This window comes from Clostridium sp. CTA-7 (genome assembly GCF_054768095.1).
The window spans coordinates 149,162-171,301 of record NZ_BAAAAV010000008.1; the positions used below are offsets into that span (position 1 = coordinate 149,162).

General features: G+C 29.9%; 25 protein-coding genes and 1 riboswitch. Of the genes, 23 read left to right on the plus strand and 2 right to left on the minus strand.

Features of this window, described 5'->3' with window-relative positions; genetic code table 11:
* Positions 1 to 36: 36 nt before the first annotated feature.
* The 15 genes from cutC (at position 37) to eutM (ending at position 12,695) form a co-directional block, all read left to right on the plus strand.
* On the plus strand, positions 37 to 2,577 hold the full coding sequence (gene cutC / locus ACYUEX_RS14955) for a choline trimethylamine-lyase (protein WP_460288907.1): 2,541 nt from the start codon (positions 37 to 39) through the stop codon (positions 2,575 to 2,577).
* 164 nt (positions 2,578 to 2,741) lie between these two features.
* Positions 2,742 to 3,695: a choline TMA-lyase-activating enzyme gene (gene cutD, locus ACYUEX_RS14960; RefSeq protein WP_460288908.1), complete on the plus strand. Its 954-nt coding sequence runs from the start codon at positions 2,742 to 2,744 to the stop codon at positions 3,693 to 3,695.
* Positions 3,696 to 3,722: 27 nt separating this feature from the next.
* Positions 3,723 to 4,076: a BMC domain-containing protein gene (locus ACYUEX_RS14965; protein WP_460288909.1), complete on the plus strand. Its 354-nt coding sequence runs from the start codon at positions 3,723 to 3,725 to the stop codon at positions 4,074 to 4,076.
* Entirely contained in the window at positions 4,073 to 4,513 is a 441-nt protein-coding gene (locus tag ACYUEX_RS14970; RefSeq protein ID WP_460288910.1) for a EutP/PduV family microcompartment system protein, read from the plus strand. Before ACYUEX_RS14965 ends, ACYUEX_RS14970 begins: the two co-directional genes overlap by 4 nt.
* A 13-nt stretch (positions 4,514 to 4,526) precedes the next feature.
* A complete protein-coding gene (locus ACYUEX_RS14975; protein WP_460288911.1) occupies positions 4,527 to 5,195 on the plus strand; it encodes a cobalamin adenosyltransferase in 669 nt (222 codons plus the stop codon).
* Positions 5,177 to 6,022 (plus strand): ethanolamine utilization protein EutJ, encoded by an 846-nt coding sequence (gene eutJ, locus ACYUEX_RS14980; protein ID WP_460288912.1) that lies wholly within the window; start codon positions 5,177 to 5,179, stop codon positions 6,020 to 6,022. The genes ACYUEX_RS14975 and eutJ overlap by 19 nt, the downstream gene beginning before the upstream one ends.
* Before the next feature lie 15 nt (positions 6,023 to 6,037).
* Positions 6,038 to 6,340: a BMC domain-containing protein gene (locus tag ACYUEX_RS14985; protein WP_460288913.1), complete on the plus strand. Its 303-nt coding sequence runs from the start codon at positions 6,038 to 6,040 to the stop codon at positions 6,338 to 6,340.
* Entirely contained in the window at positions 6,337 to 6,600 is a 264-nt protein-coding gene (locus ACYUEX_RS14990; RefSeq protein ID WP_460288914.1) for a EutN/CcmL family microcompartment protein, read from the plus strand. The genes ACYUEX_RS14985 and ACYUEX_RS14990 overlap by 4 nt, the downstream gene beginning before the upstream one ends.
* Before the next feature lie 17 nt (positions 6,601 to 6,617).
* Positions 6,618 to 7,946: a 4Fe-4S dicluster domain-containing protein gene (locus tag ACYUEX_RS14995; protein ID WP_460288915.1), complete on the plus strand. Its 1,329-nt coding sequence runs from the start codon at positions 6,618 to 6,620 to the stop codon at positions 7,944 to 7,946.
* A gap of 1 nt (position 7,947) precedes the next feature.
* Positions 7,948 to 8,496: a BMC domain-containing protein gene (locus tag ACYUEX_RS15000; protein ID WP_460288916.1), complete on the plus strand. Its 549-nt coding sequence runs from the start codon at positions 7,948 to 7,950 to the stop codon at positions 8,494 to 8,496.
* A 54-nt stretch (positions 8,497 to 8,550) separates the two neighbouring features.
* On the plus strand, positions 8,551 to 9,225 hold the full coding sequence (locus ACYUEX_RS15005; protein WP_460288917.1) for a cupin domain-containing protein: 675 nt from the start codon (positions 8,551 to 8,553) through the stop codon (positions 9,223 to 9,225).
* A gap of 22 nt (positions 9,226 to 9,247) precedes the next feature.
* On the plus strand, positions 9,248 to 10,030 hold the full coding sequence (locus ACYUEX_RS15010; RefSeq protein WP_460288918.1) for a BMC domain-containing protein: 783 nt from the start codon (positions 9,248 to 9,250) through the stop codon (positions 10,028 to 10,030).
* Between the two features lie 38 nt (positions 10,031 to 10,068).
* Positions 10,069 to 11,628, plus strand: coding sequence for an acetaldehyde dehydrogenase (acetylating) (locus ACYUEX_RS15015; protein ID WP_460288919.1), 1,560 nt, complete (start codon positions 10,069 to 10,071; stop codon positions 11,626 to 11,628).
* Positions 11,629 to 12,279, plus strand: a complete 651-nt coding sequence (locus tag ACYUEX_RS15020; protein ID WP_460288920.1) for a phosphate propanoyltransferase — start codon at positions 11,629 to 11,631, stop codon at positions 12,277 to 12,279.
* A 125-nt stretch (positions 12,280 to 12,404) separates the two neighbouring features.
* Complete coding sequence (gene eutM / locus ACYUEX_RS15025) at positions 12,405 to 12,695, plus strand: ethanolamine utilization microcompartment protein EutM (RefSeq protein ID WP_460288921.1); 291 nt, start codon at positions 12,405 to 12,407, stop codon at positions 12,693 to 12,695.
* Positions 12,696 to 12,781: 86 nt separating this feature from the next.
* Here eutM and ACYUEX_RS15030 read toward each other — a convergent pair whose 3' ends face one another.
* Positions 12,782 to 13,774, minus strand: coding sequence for a DUF4179 domain-containing protein (locus ACYUEX_RS15030; protein WP_460288922.1), 993 nt, complete (start codon positions 13,772 to 13,774; stop codon positions 12,782 to 12,784).
* Entirely contained in the window at positions 13,749 to 14,288 is a 540-nt protein-coding gene (locus tag ACYUEX_RS15035; RefSeq protein ID WP_460288923.1) for an RNA polymerase sigma factor, read from the minus strand. The genes ACYUEX_RS15030 and ACYUEX_RS15035 overlap by 26 nt, the downstream gene beginning before the upstream one ends.
* Positions 14,289 to 14,541: 253 nt before the next feature.
* On the opposite strand from ACYUEX_RS15035, the gene ACYUEX_RS15040 reads away from it, so the two are divergent.
* The 8 genes from ACYUEX_RS15040 to uvsE all read left to right on the plus strand — a co-directional run bounded on the left by ACYUEX_RS15040 (position 14,542) and on the right by uvsE (position 22,123).
* Entirely contained in the window at positions 14,542 to 14,817 is a 276-nt protein-coding gene (locus ACYUEX_RS15040; protein WP_460288924.1) for a hypothetical protein, read from the plus strand.
* A 127-nt stretch (positions 14,818 to 14,944) separates the two neighbouring features.
* Positions 14,945 to 15,715, plus strand: a complete 771-nt coding sequence (locus ACYUEX_RS15045; protein ID WP_460288925.1) for a helix-turn-helix domain-containing protein — start codon at positions 14,945 to 14,947, stop codon at positions 15,713 to 15,715.
* 35 nt (positions 15,716 to 15,750) lie between these two features.
* On the plus strand, positions 15,751 to 16,452 hold the full coding sequence (locus ACYUEX_RS15050; protein WP_460288926.1) for a transglutaminase-like domain-containing protein: 702 nt from the start codon (positions 15,751 to 15,753) through the stop codon (positions 16,450 to 16,452).
* Between the two features lie 78 nt (positions 16,453 to 16,530).
* The gene (locus ACYUEX_RS15055; protein WP_460288927.1) at positions 16,531 to 17,664 is read left to right on the plus strand and encodes a DEAD/DEAH box helicase; all 1,134 of its coding nucleotides are present in this window, start codon (positions 16,531 to 16,533) and stop codon (positions 17,662 to 17,664) included.
* 246 nt (positions 17,665 to 17,910) lie between these two features.
* Positions 17,911 to 18,807: an N-acetylmuramoyl-L-alanine amidase gene (locus tag ACYUEX_RS15060; protein WP_460288928.1), complete on the plus strand. Its 897-nt coding sequence runs from the start codon at positions 17,911 to 17,913 to the stop codon at positions 18,805 to 18,807.
* A 111-nt stretch (positions 18,808 to 18,918) separates the two neighbouring features.
* Positions 18,919 to 19,018, plus strand: a riboswitch (purine riboswitch).
* A gap of 133 nt (positions 19,019 to 19,151) precedes the next feature.
* Complete coding sequence (gene add / locus ACYUEX_RS15065; protein WP_460288929.1) at positions 19,152 to 20,147, plus strand: adenosine deaminase; 996 nt, start codon at positions 19,152 to 19,154, stop codon at positions 20,145 to 20,147.
* A gap of 159 nt (positions 20,148 to 20,306) precedes the next feature.
* Positions 20,307 to 20,849, plus strand: a complete 543-nt coding sequence (locus tag ACYUEX_RS15070) for a DUF6512 family protein (protein WP_460288930.1) — start codon at positions 20,307 to 20,309, stop codon at positions 20,847 to 20,849.
* Between the two features lie 296 nt (positions 20,850 to 21,145).
* On the plus strand, positions 21,146 to 22,123 hold the full coding sequence (gene uvsE / locus ACYUEX_RS15075; RefSeq protein ID WP_460288931.1) for a UV DNA damage repair endonuclease UvsE: 978 nt from the start codon (positions 21,146 to 21,148) through the stop codon (positions 22,121 to 22,123).
* Positions 22,124 to 22,140 lie beyond the last annotated feature (17 nt).

Below are 22,140 nucleotides of genomic sequence, written 5' to 3' on the forward strand. Positions count from 1 at the left end.
AATATGAAAAATATTTAAAGAATGAGAGGTAAGGATTTGGATATTCGTGAATTTTCAAATAAGTTTATGGAAGCTACTCAACATATGTCTTCTGAAGAACGTGAATCTTTAATGAAGATGTTTGAAAGTATATCAAAAGAAATTTCAAAAGAAGAACCTGTTTCAAAAACAGTATTAAATAATGAAGGCGATAAAATTCCAGATGGAATAACAAATCGTTTAGTAAAATTAAAGGAAAACTATTTAAAACAAGTTCCAACAATAACAACACATCGTGCAAGAGCTATTACAAAGATAGCTAAAGAAAATCCTGGTATGCCTAAGATTTTATTACGTGCTAAGTGTTTTAAATATTGTTGTGAAACTGCACCATTAGTAATTCAAGATAATGAACTTATTGTAGGAGCTCCATGTGGTGCACCTCGTGCAGGAGCATTTTCTCCTGATATAGCATGGAGATGGATGGTTGATGAAATTGATACTATAGGTAATCGTGCTCAAGATCCATTCTATATTTCTGAAGAAGATAAGAAGATTATGAAAGAAGAATTATTCCCATACTGGGCAGGTAAATCAGTTGATGAATACTGCGAAGATCAGTATCGTGAAGCCGGTGTTTGGGAACTTTCAGGTGAGTCCTTTGTTTCAGACTGTTCATACCATGCTATTAATGGTGGAGGAGACTCAAACCCAGGATATGATGTAATTTTAATGGAAAAGGGTATGTTAGATATTCAACGTGAAGCTAAAGAGAATCTTGAAAAGCTTCAGTATGAAAATCCTGATGATATAGAAAAAATATATTTCTATAAAGCAGTAATTGATACTACAGAAGGCGTAATGATTTATGCTAAGCGTTTATCAGAATATGCTGCAGAATTAGCTGCTAAAGAAACAAATCCTAAGCGTAAAGCAGAACTTCAAAAGATATCTGAAGTTAATGCAAGGGTACCAGCTCATAAGCCAAGCACATTCTGGGAAGCAATTCAAGCAGTTTGGACTATAGAATCTTTACTAGTAGTTGAAGAAAACCAAACAGGTATGTCTATAGGACGTGTGGATCAATATATGTATCCATATTATAAAGCTGATATTGAATCAGGCAGAATGAATGATTTTGAAGCATTTGAATTATCAGGCTGTATGCTTATTAAAATGTCTGAAATGATGTGGATTACAAGTGAAGGTGGTTCTAAGTTCTTCGCTGGATATCAACCATTTGTTAATATGTGTGTTGGTGGTGTTACAAGAGATGGACGTGATGCTACAAATGATTTAACTTACTTACTTATGGATGCAGTTCGTCATGTTAAGATTTATCAACCATCATTAGCATGCCGTATTCATAAGAAATCACCACATAAATACCTTAAAAAGATAGTTGATGTAGTTCGTGCAGGAATGGGATTCCCAGCTTGTCACTTTGATGATGTACACATAAAGATGATGTTAGCAAAGGGAGTTTCTATTGAAGATGCAAGAGATTACTGTTTAATGGGTTGTGTTGAACCTCAAAAATCAGGAAGACTTTATCAATGGACATCTACTGCTTACACTCAATGGCCAATATGTATAGAACTTGTACTTAATAATGGTGTACCTCTTTGGTATAAAAAACAAGTTTGTCCAGATATGGGTAATATAGATAACTTTAGAACTTATGAAGAATTTGAAATTGCAGTTAAGGAACAAATTAAATATATAACTAAGTGGAGTAGTGTTGCTACTGTAATTTCACAACGTGTTCACAAAGATCTTGCTCCAAAACCTTTAATGTCTATAATGTATGAAGGTTGTATGGAAAAAGGTAGAGGCGTTGAAGCTGGTGGAGCAATGTATAACTTTGGACCAGGAGTAGTATGGAGTGGACTAGCTACTTATGCAGACTCTATGGCTGCTATTAAAAGGTTAGTATTTGAAGAAAAGAAATATACATTAAGAGAATTAAATGAAGCATTAAAGGCTGATTTTGTTGGATATGAAAAGCTTAGAAAAGATTGTTTAGAAGCACCTAAGTATGGTAATGATGATGATTACGCAGATTACATTGCTGCTGACTTAATCAATTTTACTGAAATGGAGCACCGTAAATTTAAAACTTTATATTCAGTACTAAGTCATGGTACTTTATCAATCTCTAATAACACTCCATTTGGTCAATTAACTGGTGCAACAGCTAATGGACGTAGAGCATGGATGCCATTATCTGATGGTATAAGTCCAACTCAAGGTGCAGACTATAAGGGACCAACAGCAATAATTAAATCTGTATCAAAAATGGCTTGTGACAATATGAACATTGGTATGGTTCATAACTTTAAGCTTATAGCTGGACTTCTTGATACAAAAGAAGGAGAAGAAGGTATTATAACTTTATTACGTAGTGCTTGTGCTCTTGGACTTGGTGAAATTCAATTCAACTATTTAGATAACAATACCTTAATTGAAGCACAAAAACATCCTGAACAATATCGTGATTTAATTGTTCGTGTTGCAGGATATAGTGCGTACTTCGTTGAGTTATGTAAAGATGTTCAAGATGAAATTATCAGCAGAACTATGCTAACACATTTTTAAAACACTTTAAATTGTTTTGTAAATTACAGACAAGTAAATAAATATCTTTTGACTATAAATTAATTTTTATAAATCTTGCCACTGAAATTAAAGATTTTGGTGGCAAGGTAACAATTAAATTATATATTTAAAGTTATGATAAATGAGACTGGAGACTGAATAGTATGGGGAATAAAAACTTAGGTATAATCGAACGAAAAGCAACAATTTTCAATGTACAAAAATACAATATGTACGATGGACCAGGAGTAAGAACTCTAATATTTTTTCAAGGATGTCCATTACGTTGTAAATGGTGTGCTAATCCTGAGGGAATTTTAAAGAAATATAGAGTTATGTTTAAAAGTAATTCATGTGTTGATTGTGGTGCTTGCGTTTCTGTTTGTCCGGTTGGAATACATACTATTTCCAACGAAACTTTAAAGCATGAGGTAAATCGTAATATTGATTGTATTGGGTGTGGAAAGTGTGATAATGCTTGCTTAAACTCAGCATTATCCATAGTAGGAGAAGTAAAAACAATTTCTGAGCTTGTAGAAATTGTTGAAGAAGATAGAGAATTTTATGAAGTTTCAGGTGGGGGTGTTACCTTAGGTGGTGGTGAAGTTTTAATGCAACCAGAAGCAGCTAGTAATTTACTTATGGCATGCAAACAAGAAGGTATAAATACTGCAATTGAAACCTGTGGATATGCAAAATTAGAATCAGTATTAAAGGCTGCGGAGTTTACAGATTTATTTCTATTTGATATGAAGCATATTGATTCAGACAAACACTTTCAACTAACTGGAGTGAGAAATGAACAAATATTAGAGAACTTAAAAGAACTTCTTCGTCGCAAATATAATGTTAAAATCAGAATGCCTTTATTAAAGGGTGTAAATGATTGTCAAGATGACATTGAAAATGCTATGAAATTTTTAATTCCTTTTAAAGATTACAAGAATTTTAAAGGAATTGACTTACTTCCATATCACAAGATGGGAGTAAATAAATACAAACAATTAGGAATGGAATATCCAATTGAAGGAGATCCAAGCTTAAGCAATGAAGACTTAGATAGAATTGAAAGCTGGATTAAAAAATATGATTTACCTGTTAAAGTGATTCGTCACTAAATAAATAAAAAATGGAAGGTAAGGTTTATGGGAGAATTTCTTGAAAGAAATATACAACGTGTTATACAAGAGTCAGTGCCAGGTAAGCAAATCACAATAGCTCATGTTATTGCTTCACCTATGCCAGATATCTATGAACGTTTAGGGATTGATGAAAAAGGAGCTATAGGAATTTTAACTTTAACTCCTTATGAAACTGCTATTATTGCAGCAGACATTGCTACAAAGGTCGCAGATGTTGAAATTGGATTCTTAGATCGTTTTACAGGATCTGTAGTTATAAATGGAGATGTACAGAGCGTTGAAACTGCACTTACTGCTGTAAATGATACGTTGAAAAATTTACTTGGGTTTACACCTGCTCCCATTACAAGAACATGAGAAAGAAAAGAATAATGGTAATTGGCCCTTCAAGATGTGGAAAAACCACATTAGTAAATGAATTAAATAATTACCAAGGTGAATTAAAAAGAACACAGGATATGATTTATGGTAAAAATACCATTGATGTCCCAGGATCATATATAGAAAATTCTTGGATGTATAAGCATATAATTGCAGCAGCACAAGATGCATCACATGTATTAATTTTAATTGACCAATCAAGATGCGCAGATGTGTATCCTCATGGATTTGCAAAGTCCTTTAGATGCCCTGTAATAGGAGTAATAACTAAATGTGATTTAATGCCAGAAAATAAAGAAAATTGCTTAAGACAATTAAAAATCATAGGAGTTTCAGAGCCATATTTTCACATTAGTTTTTCTAAAAGGATAGGTATTGATGATTTAAAAGAATATTTATTAAAAGAAGGGTAAAACAAAGGGGGCAATGATGAAATTTATTACTGAAGAGTATTTAAGAGATTTGTATAAGAAAGAACCCTTTAGTACTTATCAATTAGTTCAGGGAGAGCGCCTTACACCTGGAGCAAGACAATATATTTCTGATAGAGGTATAAAAATGTTAGATGAGGTTGCTTGCAAGAATAAGGAAAATCCTGAAGTAAAGCAATCAGAAATATTGCCAAGGGAAAATAACAATAAGAAGAAGCTTTATTATAAATTAAAATCTATTGAAGCAATATTCCTTGTTACAAGTAGTGATATTTTAAAAGAAGATATTATCATATCACAAAATATTATTGCCTTAGGTAAGAAGATTACAAATATTAGAAAATTTATAGATGGAAAAAGTGAATTAGAGATCCTTAGTTGTCAAGAATGTACTGGAATAAATTCAAATAATTTTTATGATGACATTGGTGACTGCTTTGAAATTACAGAGTTTTATATGCAACTTGAAAAAAGCAAGGAAATTCTAAAATTGCATACACTTCGTTGTGCTCTTCATGAATTAGAACCTTATGTTTTTGAAGTTTATGAAGATGATGACAATTTAGGGAAAGATGTTATTAAAAATATAAATTCAATTATTAATACCATATCCCAAATGATTTGTTCAATTATTGGAGGAAAGAGATGTCAGAGAGAGAATTAACTTTTGAATATTGTGATAAGCTTGTTCATGACTTTGAAGAAGTTATAAACAAGCCCATTATAGAAAAATCATCAATTTACTATACAGGTGTTGATTTAGGTACTGCATGTGTGGTACTAGCTGTTTTAGATGAAAACTATAAACCAGTTGCAGGAGCCTATAGATATGCAGATGTAGTTCGTGATGGTATGGTTGTTGACTATATTGGTGCTGTTAAGATTGTAAGAGAATTAAAAGAAGAGATCGAAGAAAAATTAGGCGCAGAGCTACTTTATGCAGCAGCAGCAATTCCACCAGGAACAGACGCTTTAGATTCAGGAGCTATTAAAAATGTAGTGCAAGCAGCAGGGTTTGAACTTACAAGTATATTAGATGAACCTACAGCTGCAAATAAAGTTCTTAAAATTGAAAATGGAGCAGTCGTAGATATAGGTGGTGGAACAACAGGTATTTCTATATTAAAGAATGGGGAAGTCGTTTATGTAGTCGATGAGCCAACAGGTGGAACTCACTTTTCATTAGTTATTTCAGGAGCTTATGGCATGTCTTTTGCAGAAGCAGATAAATTTAAAAGAGACAATAAAAGGCATAAAGAATTACTTCCAGTATTAAAACCTGTAGTTGAAAAAGTTTCATCTATTATCAATGAACATATAGAAGGCCATGATGTTAAAGAGATTTCTTTAGTAGGTGGAACTTGTTGTTTAACTGGAATAGAAGAAATCATCCAAAAACAAACAGGAATATATACACATAAGCCTCAAAATCCAATGTTTGTTACACCATTAGGAATAGCCCTTAGCTGTACAAAAGAAATTATTGAATAAGGAGAGTGAAAAGATATGGAGTTTAGGATTATAAAATCACCCTCTGAAGGGACTATAGATATTCTAAAACGACGTATGGGAGTAAATTGCAAAACAGATTTAAATACTATAGATGCAGTTGGCCTTGTTCAAGGAAGAATGATAGAAATGATTTGCGCTGCAGATATTGCAGAAAAAGCTGTTGGAGTTACAGTTGAGGATATTAAAGGAAGTTGTCCTCAAAATATGATTTTAATTGCTATTTTTGGAGATACAGCTTCTGTGGAGTCAGCAGTCAAGGAAATTAAAATCAAGATGGAAGAAGGAAAAGCATTATGATAACAGCAAAACTTATTGGCAATGTATGGGCAACTAGAAAAGCTGAGTCACTTAGTGGTTTTAAGCTTATGTTAGCTGAGGAAATTGGTGGAATCAATGAAGGAAGAAGACTAATAGTAGTAGATATTATTAGTGCAGGTATAGGTGATAGAGTAATTATATGTACTGGATCCTCTGCCCGTAGAATGTTAGGTAATGATGATATTCCAGTTGATGCAGTTGTTGTAGGAATCATTGATGAAGATTGTGATTTTAGATAAATTCAGGAGGTATAACAATGAGTCTTTTAGATAAAGTAAAAGAGGCAGGAGTTATTGGTGCAGGTGGAGCAGGTTTTCCTACCCATGCTAAGTTAGCATCAAAGGCAGAATACATACTTCTCAACGGAGCTGAATGTGAACCTCTTTTGAGAGTTGATCAACAGTTAATGGAGATATTTCCAGATGAGATAATAAAGGGATTTGAAGCAGCTAGAGAACTAGTTGATGCAAAGACAGGAATTATAGGAATTAAAGGAAAGCATAAAGAAGTAATTAATATTTTAAGAGATAGAATTAACAAATTACAATTAGGAAATTTAATTGAAGTAAAAGAACTTCCTGATATTTATCCAGCAGGTGATGAACAAGTACTTGTTTATGAGCTTACAGGAAGAGTTGTTCCAGAAGCTGGTATTCCAATTCAAGTTGGTTGTGTAGTTGTTAATAGTGAAACAGCTTTAAATATCTATAATGCTTCTATTGGAAAATCAGTTACAGAAAAGTATATTACTGTGTCAGGAGATGTTCCAAATCCTGTAACTGTAAAAGTACCAGTTGGTACTTCTATTATAGATGTATTAAAGCTTAGTGGAATCAATAACTTTGAGGATTATGCAGTTATTGATGGTGGTCCAATGATGGGACCTGTAATGAAAAGTTTAGATGGATATGTTACAAAGAAAAACAAAGGATTTGTAATACTTAAAAAAAGTCATTCACTGATTCGTAAGAAGTCTGTTAGCATGGATCAAGCTAAAAGAGTAAATAGAGCGTCTTGTGAACAATGTAGAATGTGCACTGATATGTGCCCAAGATATCTACTAGGTCATAACACTCAACCTCATAAAATGATGAGAGCTATGGCATATAATCTTGATGATATGGAAGGACAAAAAATATCTCAACTATGTTGTCAATGTAATTTATGTGAATTATTTTCTTGTCCAGCTGGACTTTATCCTAAAGCAGCTAATTTATACTTTAAACAAAAGCTTGCTGAAAAGAATATTAGGTATAAGCCAGTGCAAGATAAATTTGAGGGAAGACAAGCTCGTGAATATAGATTAGTTCCAAGTAAAAGACTTATTGCTAGGCTAGGATTAAGAGAGTTTGACAAACCAGCTCCTTTAACAGATATTACATTAGAACCTGAAAGAGTTTATATTGCAAAGCAACAACATGTAGGTGCGCCATCTATTTGCAGTGTGAACATAGGTGACCATGTTCAGGCTGGCGATTTAATAGGTAAAGTTCCAGAAGGAAGTTTGGGTGCTCCAATTCATACAAGTATTTCAGGAACTATTATAGAGATTGAAAATGATTTTATAACTATAAGGAGGGATTAATGTGGCTAATGCAATAGGAATGGTTGAATTTACAAGCATTGCGCGTGGAATTTATTCAGCGGATCAAATGCTTAAGACTTCAGAAGTTGAAATAGTTACTGCTAGTTCTGTTTGTCCAGGAAAATACATTGCAATAGTTAGTGGCGACGTTGCAGCTGTAAAGGAATCAGTAAGTGTAGGAGAAAAAATGGCAGGAGAGTTTTGGATTGACTCAATAATTATTCCCAATGTAAGTCCATTGGTTTTTCCAGCAATTACAGGAGCAACAATGCCCGAGAGAATACAGGCACTAGGAATTTTAGAATCCTTCTCTATAGCAAATATGGTTATAGCTGCAGATGCTGTTTTAAAGGCTGCTAATTTGGAGCCAATAGAACTTAGACTAGGAACAGGCCTTGGAGGAAAATCTTTCTTTACCTTCACTGGTGATGTAGCTGCAGTTGAAGCAGGTATTGATGCAGGAAAGTCCATTATGGAGGAAAAAGGGTTGTTGGTTAATGCAGAGATTATACCATCTCCGTCTGACAGATTACTACAGTCTTTACTCTAAAAATGAGTAAAAACATTATATAAAATTAATTTTATAATGAAAGGATGTGAGTAAATGAAGAGGTTAATTAGTGCAAAAGATGTTGAAGCCTTAATAAAACAAGGTGAAGCAAAATTTTATATTGATAGTAATGTAATTATTACACCATCAGCTAAAGATTTAGCAAGGAATAATGGAATAGAGTTCACTACAGAGACTCCTAAATGTGAGACAAAGTCCTGTGAAGTAAAACAAAATAAAGCACAAAAAATTTGTGTGGATGGACTAGATAGTGAAATGCTTTTAACATTTTTCAAAACTATGATGGATAAAGGTCTTGTGCAAGAAATGCTTAATTGCTTAAACAAACCAAATACACCTTACTCTTTTGAAAGTGATAAAGGTGGTTTAAAGGTTGTTAGAGGTAATACAGTTAAAATGGATGTATTTGATACAGGTAATCCAAATGTAAAGGCTTATTATCAGGAATTAGTTAGCAAAGATGAATCTAAAATGAGTGCTGGATTTTTAACAATAGAAAATTCACGCTTTGATTGGGAATTAACTTATGAAGAAATTGATTATGTTATTGAAGGAACTTTAACAGTGGAGATTAATGGAAAGACCTATACTGCATATCCTGGAGATGTACTATTTGTACCATCAGGCTCTAAGGTAGTTTGGGGTTCACCAGATAAGGCAAGGGTATTCTATACTACTTATCCTGCAAACTGGGCGGATCTTTTATAGTAAACTTTGGGGGGATTAAGCTATGAAGGCACTTGGATTAATAGAAACAAGAGGACTATTAGCAGCAATTGAAAGTGCAGATACAATGCTTAAAGCAGCAGATGTTAGCATTTTTGATAAAACTTATGTTGGTGGTGGACTTGTTTCAGTAGCAGTAACTGGAGATGTAGGTGCAGTAAAAGCAGCAGTAGAAGCTGGTGTTGCAGCTGTTAAAAAGCTTGATAGTTCATTGCTTGTTTCAGAACATGTAATACCACGCCCACATGAAGAGCTAGATAGTATTATTGGAATTAAAAATACAACAGTTAGCATAGAAGATTCTAATATAAATGATACTGCTAATGATGATACTGATAATATTGATGATATTAATGTTATTGATGTTATTGATAAGATTGATAAGAATACTGATATCAATGTTAATAAGGGTAGCGATGATAACAAAGATATTAATCTTAATAAAGATACTGATATTAGCATTGAAAATATAAATGAAGCTTACAATCACAATGATGAAGCTAACATTGTAATTGAGAATATAGAAAACATAGCTGATGAAAATTTAAAAGATGAAAATAAAACTAAATCTTTAGAAATTGATATAGAGAATTTACAGAAAGATACTGTAGATAATCTAGTAAAAGATAGTGGAATGGAAGAAGCTATAAAAGTTTTAAATACTCTTAATTTAATGAACCTTAGAAATTTAGCTCGTCAATATGATGATTTAGAGATTACAAATAAAGCAATCTCAAAAGCAAGTAAGAAGATAATAATTAGTAAAATAAAAGCATATTACAAATAACTTTAATACACAAATATTCTAAAAGGAGGAATGACAAAATGGGAAATTTTGATAAAGATTTGCGCTCTATACAAGAAGCAAGAGATCTTGCAAGATTAGGAAAAGTTGCAACAGAAAAAATTGCAGATTATACAGAAGAACAAATTGATAGAATTTTACGTAATATGGTTAAAGTTGCTGAAGAAAATTCAGTATGTTTAGCGCAAATGGCTGTAGAAGAAACTGGGTTTGGTAAGGTTAATGATAAGACCTATAAAAACCATATGGCATCTACAATATTATATGACGCAATAAAAGATATGAAGACTATTGGTGTAATTAGAGAAGATGAGGTAAATAAGCTGATTGAAATTGCAGAGCCGGTTGGCTTAGTAATGGGAATAGTACCATCTACAAATCCAACATCAACTACTATTTTTAAGTCTATGATTGCAATTAAATCTAGAAACGCTATAGTATTTTCACCACATCCATCAGCAGCAGAATGTACAATTAAAGCAGCTAAATTAATGAAAGATGCAGCTATTGAAGCAGGAGCACCTGAAGATATTATTGGATGTATTTCTATACCAACCATTGGAGCAACAAATGAATTAATGAAAAGTAAAGAGGTTGCTATCATTATAGCAACAGGTGGCCCAGGTATGGTAAAAGCTGCTTATAGTTCTGGTAAGCCTGCACTTGGAGTAGGAGCAGGAAATTCTCCAGCATATATAGAGAGAAGTGCTAATGTTGAAAAAGCTGTTAGAAATATAATTGCAAGTAAGACATTTGATAATGGTACAATATGTGCATCAGAACAATCAATTATATGTGAAGAGTGTAATCATAACCTAGTTGTTGAAGAATTTAAAAAGCAAGGTGGATATTTTATGACAACAGAGGAAACTAATAAAGTTTGTGCTTTGTTGTTTAAGAATGGACACAATATGAATGCTAAGTTTGTAGGTAGATCTCCTCAAGTTATTGCAAAAGCTGCAGGAATTTCTATTCCGGAAGGAACTAAAGTACTTATCGGAGAGCAAAAAGGTGTAGGAGAAGGTTATCCTTTATCTTTTGAAAAGCTTACAACAGTACTTGGATTCTATACAGTAAAAGACTGGAAAGAAGCGTGTGAATTAAGTATTCAATTACTTCAAAATGGAATTGGACATACAATGAGTATTCACACTGAAGATAGAGATATAGTAATGAAATTTGCTAGAAAGCCAGCTTCGCGTATTTTAGTTAATACTGGAGGAGCTCAAGGTGGAACAGGTGCAAGCACAGGTCTTATGCCATCATTTACACTTGGTTGTGGTACTTGGGGAGGTAGTTCAGTATCTGAAAATGTTACCCCAATGCATCTAGTTAATATAAAGAGAGTTGCTTATGGCTTAAAAGATTGTGCAACATTAGCTTCTGCTGATCCAACTTTCAATCGTATAAAAACTGCTGAGAACTGTCATTCTGCACAAAACCAATGTGGAACTTTAAGTCCTGCTGAATACGTAGCTGCATCAAAGTGCAACAGTACTGATGATTATGCATGTGTTAATAATGAAGAACTTATGAAATTAGTTAATCAGATAGTAAAGGCGATGAAGGGGGAACAATAGATGGATGGATGTGAAGCTATATTGAAGCTTTTACTGGAAGCTGTACAAGCTAACGGAGCTAATACAGAAGTGAAAAATGATTCATCTGAAATTCCAGTAGGTGTTTCAAATAGGCATGTACATCTTTCACAGGGGGATCTAAATATTTTATTTGGTGAAGATTATCATCTGGCAAAAATGAAAGATTTGTCACAGCCTGGACAGTATGCATGCAAAGAGACTTTAACAATTTGTGGACCAAAGGGAGCTATTGAAAAAATTAGAATCCTTGGGCCTACAAGAAGTAAAACTCAGGTTGAAGTATTAGCTGGAGATTGTTTTAAACTTGGTGTTGCTAAACATCCAAGATTATCTGGTGATTTGTGCAAAACACCTGGAGTAACTTTAATTGGACCAAAAGGTTCAGTACAGCTTGAAGAAGGAGTAATAGTTGCACAAAGACATATACACATGACACCAGAAGATGCTAAAAGCTTTGGTGTTTCAGATGGTCAAGTAGTCTCTATAAAATTTGATGACTTAAGAGGTGGTATTTACAGTAATGTAGCTATTAGAGCAAATGATGCCTCTAAACTTGAATGCCATATTGACACTGAAGAAGCAAATGCTATGAATATTAGCTCTAGTTCAAAAATTAAAATTATAAAGTAAAATATAAATTAAAAATTTTTAAAATATAAATCAAAAAACATAAATTAAAGATTAGCTTATAAAATAAAAATTATAATATAAAATTATTAAACAAAAAATTATTAAATAAAATGGAGGATTTTAAAATGAAATATGATGCTTTAGGAATGATCGAAACAAAGGGATTAGTTGGTTCAATAGAGGCTGCAGATGCTATGGTTAAGGCTGCAAATGTTTATCTAATTGGTAAAGAATATGTTGGTGGTGGTCTTGTAACAGTTATGGTAAGAGGAGACGTAGGAGCTGTAAAAGCTGCTACTGATGCTGGTGCTGCTGCTGCACAACGTGTTGGGGAGTTAGTTTCAGTTCACGTAATTCCTCGTCCACACTCAGAAGTAGAAGTAATACTTCCAGCAGCTAAAGACGCTACAAAATAATTAACATAAAAGGAGCTATTGCAAAACTATTTTGCAATAGCTCCTTTTTACTTAACACTCCCAGCAGGTCTAAAAATTCTGAATAACTATTTTATCTCTGGAACATCTATAGTTATAGCTGAATTTTCTACTTCTTCAGATGTTCTACTATCATATACTTTTATTGTATATTTTTTCTTTCCCACATATTCAGATGGTAATATAGTTTTACCTATTTTAGTAAGCTCTTCTGATACTCCATGACGACTTTGATTTCCCATCCATATTTGATCTCCATTCTCATCAAATATAGCATAGTAATAAGGGTCTCTTTCTTGTCCATTTATATTTCCAAATTTTCCTCTGTTTTCAGATTTAAAAATAGCAGCAAAAGGAGAGAATACTATTTCATCTAAATATATACTTCCTTCTGGAACTTTTATCTCCTTATTAAGTACAACTATCTTTGAAGTAGCTTCCTTTGATTTTTGTAGCTCTAGTTTAGTTTTCTTTTCACTTTTAAATTTACTTACATAATCTGTTGCAACTACTTCAACTTTAATATTTTCATCTAAATTTAAATCTCCAATATATTCCCATACTACCATAGAAAACTTATTACTTTCTATTTTTGTATCTACGTCAGAACCATAAGAGGATCCATTTCTCTCAAAGTCTAGTCTTACCCCTATTTGCATATTCTCATGAGGAGATAAATCTTTACCATCTTTCCTTTCTAAGCTATATGCATAAACTAAAAAGTTATCATCATATCCAATATTATTTACTGTTATTTTATATTCCTCAAAATCTAGATTAACAATTTCATCATTTGTATATTTTAAATATAAATCTGCTGTAACAGCATCATTTATAATTTCCTTTACACCAAAAATATTTTTCAATATGTCAGTTCCATATGTTTTTATAACGGGAGTTAAAACTAAACATAGCATAACTACTGCTATTGCTTTTACAAAGCTACTTTTTTTATTTCTATTTTTATCTGGGAGATTTTTTAATGTATCTTCATAGAAGTCTTTAAATTCTTTATTAATTTCTTTATTTTTCTCTTCATTTAACATTTCTTCTAGTTTCATTTATTATCATCTCCTCTTTACTTATTATCTTCTTTAAACTTTCTTTTGCTCTTGATAATTTAGATTTTACTGTACCTTCAGAAATTTCCATTAAATCACTTATTTCTTTATAGCTTAGGTCATTAAAATAATACAAAATAATAATCTTCTTATGTTCATCAGATAAACCATCCATACATTGCCTTATTTCAATTTCTGCAAAGCCATTGTCAATATACTGATCTTCTATTTGTGAACCTAGATATATTACATTATTTTCTTTTTTTAAAAGATCTCGACACTTGTTTCCTAATATCTTTAATAACCAAGACTTAAATGAGTTATCATTTTTTAAAGTGCTTATTTTCTCATAGACAACTGTTATAGTTTCTTGCACTGCATCTTTGACAAGCTCATCATTATTTAACATATATTTTGCAAATAAATATACATCTTTTTCATAAGTTTTAAGTAGCTCAATGAAAGCCTCTTTATTTCCTTTTTTAGCTTTTTTAATTAATAATTTTTCGTCCATATGTTCCCTCCTTATACCAACTAGACTTTATAAATAGCTGATTTGTTCCATGTTTGGGAAATTTTTTATTAATAATATCTAAGTGTTCTTCAAATAGAAATTCAGCAGTTCTGTATGAAGGACGACTATATTTTAATATCACTTACATATATAATTATATATGTAAATAATATACTGCAAGTAGAAAGAAAGAAAATTGTGAAATTAAAAAAGTAGTTTATTAAGTTTTAACGAAAATTTATAAGGTGTATGTATGAAAAGTGCAATATTAGAAAAAGGTGAAGAAGTTTATACTAAGATTGATAAGAGTTTTTTATTAGCACAAAATACAAGAGATAATTCTGAGATTGCTTATATAGAGAAGCTATTAGTAGAGAAGTTATTTGAAAGAAATATTCAAATCAGTGAAGCAATATTATTAAAGAAGTATTTTATATGGAATCAGCTATATTTAGAGAGGAAAATTGAAGTTAATGATGAAGATATTATAATGTACATAAATAAAGTGTTAGATGATATGGGTTTATAATAATGCTGTAAATAAACTTTGTTTTATTATAAGATATGGTTTATATAATAAAGCATACTATAACTAATGAACATCTATATAATATGAAGAAGTAAAAACTATTTTTATTATGTATTGGAGATTTAATATGAATTATATTTTTATGAGTGAAAGTTATATATCAGCCTTTACAGATATTATTGATGCTGAAGTTCATAAGCATTATATGCTTCAATTGTTTATGAGCTATGAAGATAATTTAAATATAGAAGTGAAAGGTGAAGATATATCTTGCAAATGTATTATTGTGAACACGAATGTAGAGCATTGTTTTTCTTCAGATAATAATATTCATTTTACAATGCTTATAGATGCAACATCTGATATTGCTCAACAATTTAAGAAAAAATATCTATTAGGAAAAGAGTATTGTGTACTTGATTGTTCTGAAATTAGATTACTTCAAAAAGAGTTTCAACAACTAGTTAAAGATTTAGATATAGAAAAATATAGTGATTTTACTTCTTCAATGTTTAATATTTTAGAAATAGAAGTAAACAAGAAAATTAAATATGATGAACGAATTCTTAAATTACTTAAAATGTTAGATGAATATGATTATGATGTTAATTTTTTAAAAGAATTTTCTAAAATGGTTTCATTATCTGAAAGTAGGATATCTCATTTATTTAAGGAGCAGATAGGGATACCTCTTAAAAGTTATATTGTATTATGTAATTTAAAAAAAGCATATATGCATTTGTTAAAAAATGGTAGTATAACAGATGCAGCAATGAAAGCCGGCTTTGATAGTCCATCACATTTTGCTTATACAAGTAAGAAGTTAACGGGTATGTCAGCGAAAAATATTCGTAAAGATAGCGTATTTTTGAAAGTTCCTAATTTTAAAATAGAGTAAAATATAGCCAATAAAGAAAATGGAGGTTATATTTTATGGAAAGATATTTAGAAGAAACAAAGCTTTTAGATTTTTCATCAAATTGCATTAGAAAGCTAGTTGAAGAAAAGCAATGGAGAAATCTTAGTGATTATAATAAAATTCTTCAGATATATAATTATGTAAAAAATGATATTGCCTTTGGGTATAATGAGGATGATGCAATTCCTGCCTCAAAGGTTTTAGAAGACGGATATGGACAGTGTAATACAAAAGGGATTTTATTTATGGCATTATTGCGTGCAGTTGGAGTTCAGTGCAGAATGCATGGCTTTACAATAGATAAAATACTACAAAAAGGTGCTATGAAAGCCTTATACTATAAGCTTTCACCTAAGGAAATAGTTCATAGTTGGGCAGAAGTTTATTATAATTCTAAATGGTATAACCTTGAAGGATTTATTTTAGATGTAAGTTATCTAAATAAATTACAAAGTAGATTTTCAGATTTTACAGGCTCTTTTTGTGGATATGGAGTAGCAACAAAAGATTTTCAAAATCCAATAATTGATTGGAATGAAAATGACACATATATACAAAAAGAAGGTATTTTAAGAGATTTTGGTGTATTTGATAATCCAGATGAATTTTTTAAAAATCATAGTCAAGCAATTAGTTCTATGAAAAAATTTATTTATAGAAAATTTATTAGACATTTGATGAACAGGAACATTAGTAAAATTAGAAATTCTAAATAATATCTTATAATATTTTGACAATATTTAAAACTACTGATAAAGTTAAGAAGCACATAATTTAATGAAAGAGGTATTATTATGGAAATTAACTTTGAAAATCTTAAAATAAATGAAAAAATTATTAGTGGATTAAGTGCTATGGGAATAAAAGAACCTACAGAAATACAAAAGAAAATTATCCCTTTAGCTATTGATAAAGTAAATTTAATTGGACAGTCTGAAACAGGAACAGGAAAGACTTTAGCTTATCTTTTACCTATAATAGAAAATATTGATACAAGCAAAAAAGAAATGCAATGTATAATACTAGCTCCAACTCATGAATTAGCTATTCAAATTAATAATACAATAAATGAAGTTAAAAAATCATCAGGACTAGATATTACTTCTACATCTTTAATCGGTAGTGCTAATATCCAAAGGCAAATAGATAGTTTAAAAGCAAAACCTCATATTATAGTTGGCTCTGCTGGAAGAATATTAGAGTTAATTCGTAAAAAGAAAGTATCTGCTCATACTATAAAAACTATTGTAATTGATGAAGTAGATAAACTTTTAGATAAAAATAATCTTCCTGTTATAAAAGATATAATAAAATCTACTCAAAAACAAACTCAAGTTATGATGTTCTCTGCTACATTAAATGGAAAAACTTTAGATATTGCTAAGACTTTAGCTAATGATATAAATGTTGTAGCAGTTAAACATAATAAAGTTAATGAAAATATAAATCATAGCTACATAAAAACTGATGGCAGAAAAAAGATTGAAACTTTAAGAAAGCTTATAAATGCACTAAAAGCTGAAAAAGTTTTAGTATTTAATAATGATAGTTATACTACTAACACAGCTGTTGAATATTTAAAATTTAATAATGTAAAAGTAGATGCTATTGGTGGTAATGGAAAGATGGAAGATAGAAAAAGAGCTTTAGAAAGTTTTAGAACGGGTAAAATTCAAGTTTTAATTGCTTCGGATGTAGCTGCTAGAGGTTTAGATATAAAAGGTGTAACTCATGTTATTAATTTAGACATTCCTGAAGACTCTAATGATTATCTACATAGAGCAGGAAGAGTCGGAAGAGCAGGGGAAACTGGAGATGTATTTTCTTTAGTTGATGAAAGAGAAGAAAAGATAATAGAAATGCATGAAAAGAACTTTAAAATTAATATTTTACAAAAGAATCTCTATAAAGGAAATGTAGAAGAGTAGAGTAGTTGTTAGTTTTAAATTAGTTATTAGACTTAATAAACGTGATATAAATGAAGAAAAGTCACAGAATATCTATGAAGATCATTTAAATGATTATCATAGATATTCTGTGACTTATTTTTATATTCAAAAATGAAATTTTTTGTCTTAATGTATAGAAAAAAATGTATATTTGTATTATAATTTCACATTGAGGTATAATTTAGTAAAAATGGATATATAAAAATAATTACAAAGGAGAAATAGATGAAAAAAAATAAATGGTTAATTATTCTAATTATGCTTTTGGGAGGATTAGTTTTAATTTTAGCAGGTTGCTCTAAGAAAATTGGAATAATAAGGTTAGCCTCTCAAGGAAAAGTGGATAATAAAAAAAATATAGAATCTTTAGAAGAAAAAGAGGAGTCTAATAAAGTAGAAATAGAACAAGAAACTGAAATAGAAAAAGTATCTACTTATGAAGAAGGAAATATAGAGAATATATCTATTTCAGAGTCTAAAGAAGTATTTAATCAATTAGAAATAAGACAAGAAGTATCAGGTCAAAGAAAAATTGGACAAGACTTATCTATTCAATGGGAAACAAGCTTAGATACTATTAATATGCTTCTTCCTGATATAAACTCAGAACCAAGAATAGAAACAACTACTCATGTTGTTATTCATTTTATAAGTAATGCTTCTAACAACCCAAATAATCCATATGAAATTAATGATACATACTCTATTTTAGAGCAATATGGAGTATCTTCCAATTATGTAATCGATAGAGAAGGGAAGATTTATCTTTTTGTACCTGAAAATAGAGTTGCTTACCATGCAGGACCTGGAAAGCTTATAGATTACCCTGAATATGAAAATAGGTTAAATCATTATTCAATAGGAATAGAGTTACTTGCTATTGGTACTAGAGAAGAGATGATTCCAGTGATAACAGCTGAGAAGTTTGACTTAATAAATCATTCTTTATTAGGATATACAGATGCTCAATATGAATCACTAAATGTATTGTTAGAGGACATCATAAAGAGAAATCCTAGTATAATAAAGGATAGAAGACATATTATAGGGCATGATGAATACAATCCAGGTGTAAAAACTGACCCAGGTTCTCTATTTGATTGGACTAGAATTGGATTCTAAATTAGAGAAAAATGTCTAAAAGAGCCAAAGATTAAAGGTAATATATAATGATAAAATTTATAATTACATATTGACTATTTTAACATATATGCTAAAATTAATAGTAATTTAAAAAGATATATTAAATAGCTTCGTATAACCCTAATAATATGGATTAGGGGTTTCTACCAAGAACCAATAATTCTTGATTACGAAGAAATCATTTTATTTGTGATTTCTTCGTAATCAAGAATTTTTTTTATATAAAATTACTTAAATTAAAAATATATAAGGCTATTTATATTTTAAAGAATTTTAATTTATATTTTACATAAAGAAAATGTTTTTAAGGAGGAAAAATTATTATGGATACTAAGAACTTACCTAAAATAGAACTACACTGTCATTTAGATGGTAGCTTAAGAGTTGAGACAGTTATAGAATTAGCTAAAAAAGAAAATATAAAATTAGACAGTTATGATTATGATTACGTTAAGAGTTTACTGACTATTTCAGAAGAGTGTGATTCACTAGATGAATACTTAAAGAGATTTGATCTACCTAATAAAGTTTTGCAAACAAAAGAAAATTTAAAAAGAGTAGCTTATGAGCTTTTAGAAGATGCTGCAAAGGAAAATGTTAAATACATTGAAGTTAGATTTGCACCAGTATTTCATACACAAGAAGGACTAGATTTAGAAGAAATTATAGAAAGTGTTATAAGTGGAATAAAGGATGCAGAAGAAAAATACGACATTAGAGGTAATGTAATAATTTCTTGTATAAGAGGATTAGATTTAGAGCACGTATATCAATCTATAAATGCAGGTGAAAAGTATATTGGTAGAGGTGTTGTAGCAATAGATTTAGCAGCATCTGAAAGAGAAGATTTTGCTTATGAGTATATAGAAGCAATGAAGGTTGCTAAGGAAAAGGGATTTAGAATTACAATACATGCAGGAGAAACTGGCTTTGGCAAAAATGTAAGAGATGCAATAAACCTTTTAGGAGCTGAAAGAATAGGCCATGGAGTGTATATATATAATGATGATGAGGCATATAATTTAGTTAAAGAAAATGGGGTAACATTAGAAATGTGTCCTAAAAGTAATCTTGATACAAAAGCTGTAATATCATATGAAGAACATCCTATATATAAATACCATAAAGATAGTATCAAAGTTAATATTAGTACAGATAACAGAACTGTTTCTAATATAAGTTTAACAGAAGAAACAAATAAAGTGATAGAAATATTTAATGTAAACATAGATGAGTATAGAGAAATTTATATAAATAGTGTAAATGCGGCCTTTTGTGATGAAGAAACAAAGGTAGGTTTACTTTCTTTTCAAATTTAGTAAAATAGATAAGTTATAGATATTATTTTGATTATTATTATAAAAGTGATATAATCCTAGAACAAAAATTAGATAATTCTGAATAGAAATATATAAAATGTATATATGTTTAACATCAACATATAATATATAGTAAATATTGTGTTTGGGAGTAATAATATGAAATGTAAAAAGCTATTTAAGTATGATATTATAGGTATATTTATAATATTTTTTATAGGATGTTTATGGCATAATCTATATGATATTTTAGGTAATAATGTTCTGATAGGATTAATAGCACCTGTAAATGAAAGTATGTGGGAGCATTGGAAAATAGGATTATATCCAATATTAATATATTCTATTATAGAATATATTTTTGTAAAAGGGCATGTAAAAAACTTTTTATTTAGTAGATTTATAGTTATAGTAGTTTTTGAAATTATATGCTTCTCTTTGGTTGGGTTATGGCATATTTTATTTAAAGAAGCAAGTTTTACAACTAATATGATAGTTGATATAGCTGCCTATTTTATAGGGATTTTAATAGGACAATTAGCTGGATACTTTATATCCTGTAAAACAAAAGAAAATAAAACATTATTTTATATAGCTGTAGTAGGTATAGCTATTCATATAATTATTTTTATTCTTTTTACGTTTAATCCTCCTATGATAGAATATTTTAAAGATAGTATTACAGGGCAATACGGGCTTTAGATTATAATCAATTAATAAAACTTATAAATTAGTTATATAAATATTAAAATAAGGTTGTCTTGATTAGGCAACCTTATTTTGGTCTTATGTCAATATATTGAACACAAAAAGTCAAACTCTTTTAAGTTGTATCTCTAGCTAATAATTTACATTGATTTGAATAGTACAAACCATCTTTGATAGTATGAATATATGTTTTTAAAAGTATTTAAATAAAATCTAAGGGCTTTTTATGTTTATAAAATAGTTAATTAGGAAAAACTACTTTTAATTAATTATTAAATAGGAGAAAATTTATGAAAGTAAGGCTTGGATATGTTGCCATTTCAAATGTATTAGGAAAGAAGATAACAAGTTCTAGTAATGTAACCTTTACAAACTATAGTAAAATTATATCAGAAGAAAAAAGATTAGAAAAATTAAAAAGCGTTACTGCTTCAAACTTAAATGCATTAGAAGAAATATTAAGACACAATATAGAAAATGATATACATTTTTATAGAATAACTTCTGCCTTAGTACCGTTAGTTACTCACCCTGAAGTCGGGTATTGGGGACATAGAGAAATTTTTAAAAAGGATTTCGAATATATAGGTAATCTTATTAAAGAATCTAATATGAGAGTAGATACTCATCCGGATGAATTTAATGTGATAAACAGTAATAATCTAAAGGTTGTTAAAAATACAATTATAAATTTAACTAGACAAGTTGAATGGTTTGAAGACATGAATTATAAAGAAGGGAAAATGGTAATTCATATAGGTGGAGCAACTGGAGGGAAAGAATTGGCTATACAAAGATTTATTGAAAATTTTAAAGATTTTCCTAGCAAAATAAAAGAAAGTTTAATTATAGAAAATGATGATAAAACTTATACAGCTAGTGAAACTTTAGAATTATGCAAAACTTTAAATATACCAATGGTTTTAGATATTCATCACCACAATTGCAATAATAATGACGAAAATATTTCTGATATGCTACAAGGTATATTTGATACATGGAGTAATGAAAATTTACCTCCTAAAATGCACTTTTCTTCACCAAGGGATGAAAAGTTAGATGGTAAAATAGATAGAAAACATTCAGATTTTATAAATGCTTTAGACTTTATAAATTTTATAGAATTAACAAGAAAAATTAATAAAGACTTTGATATAATGCTAGAATGTAAAGAAAAAGATGTAGCTTTATTTAAGCTAGTTAAAGATATAAAAGAAATTAAGCCTGAATATAAATGGAAGGATAAAACTACATTAATTATTAACTAATATAAATAAAAAATCAA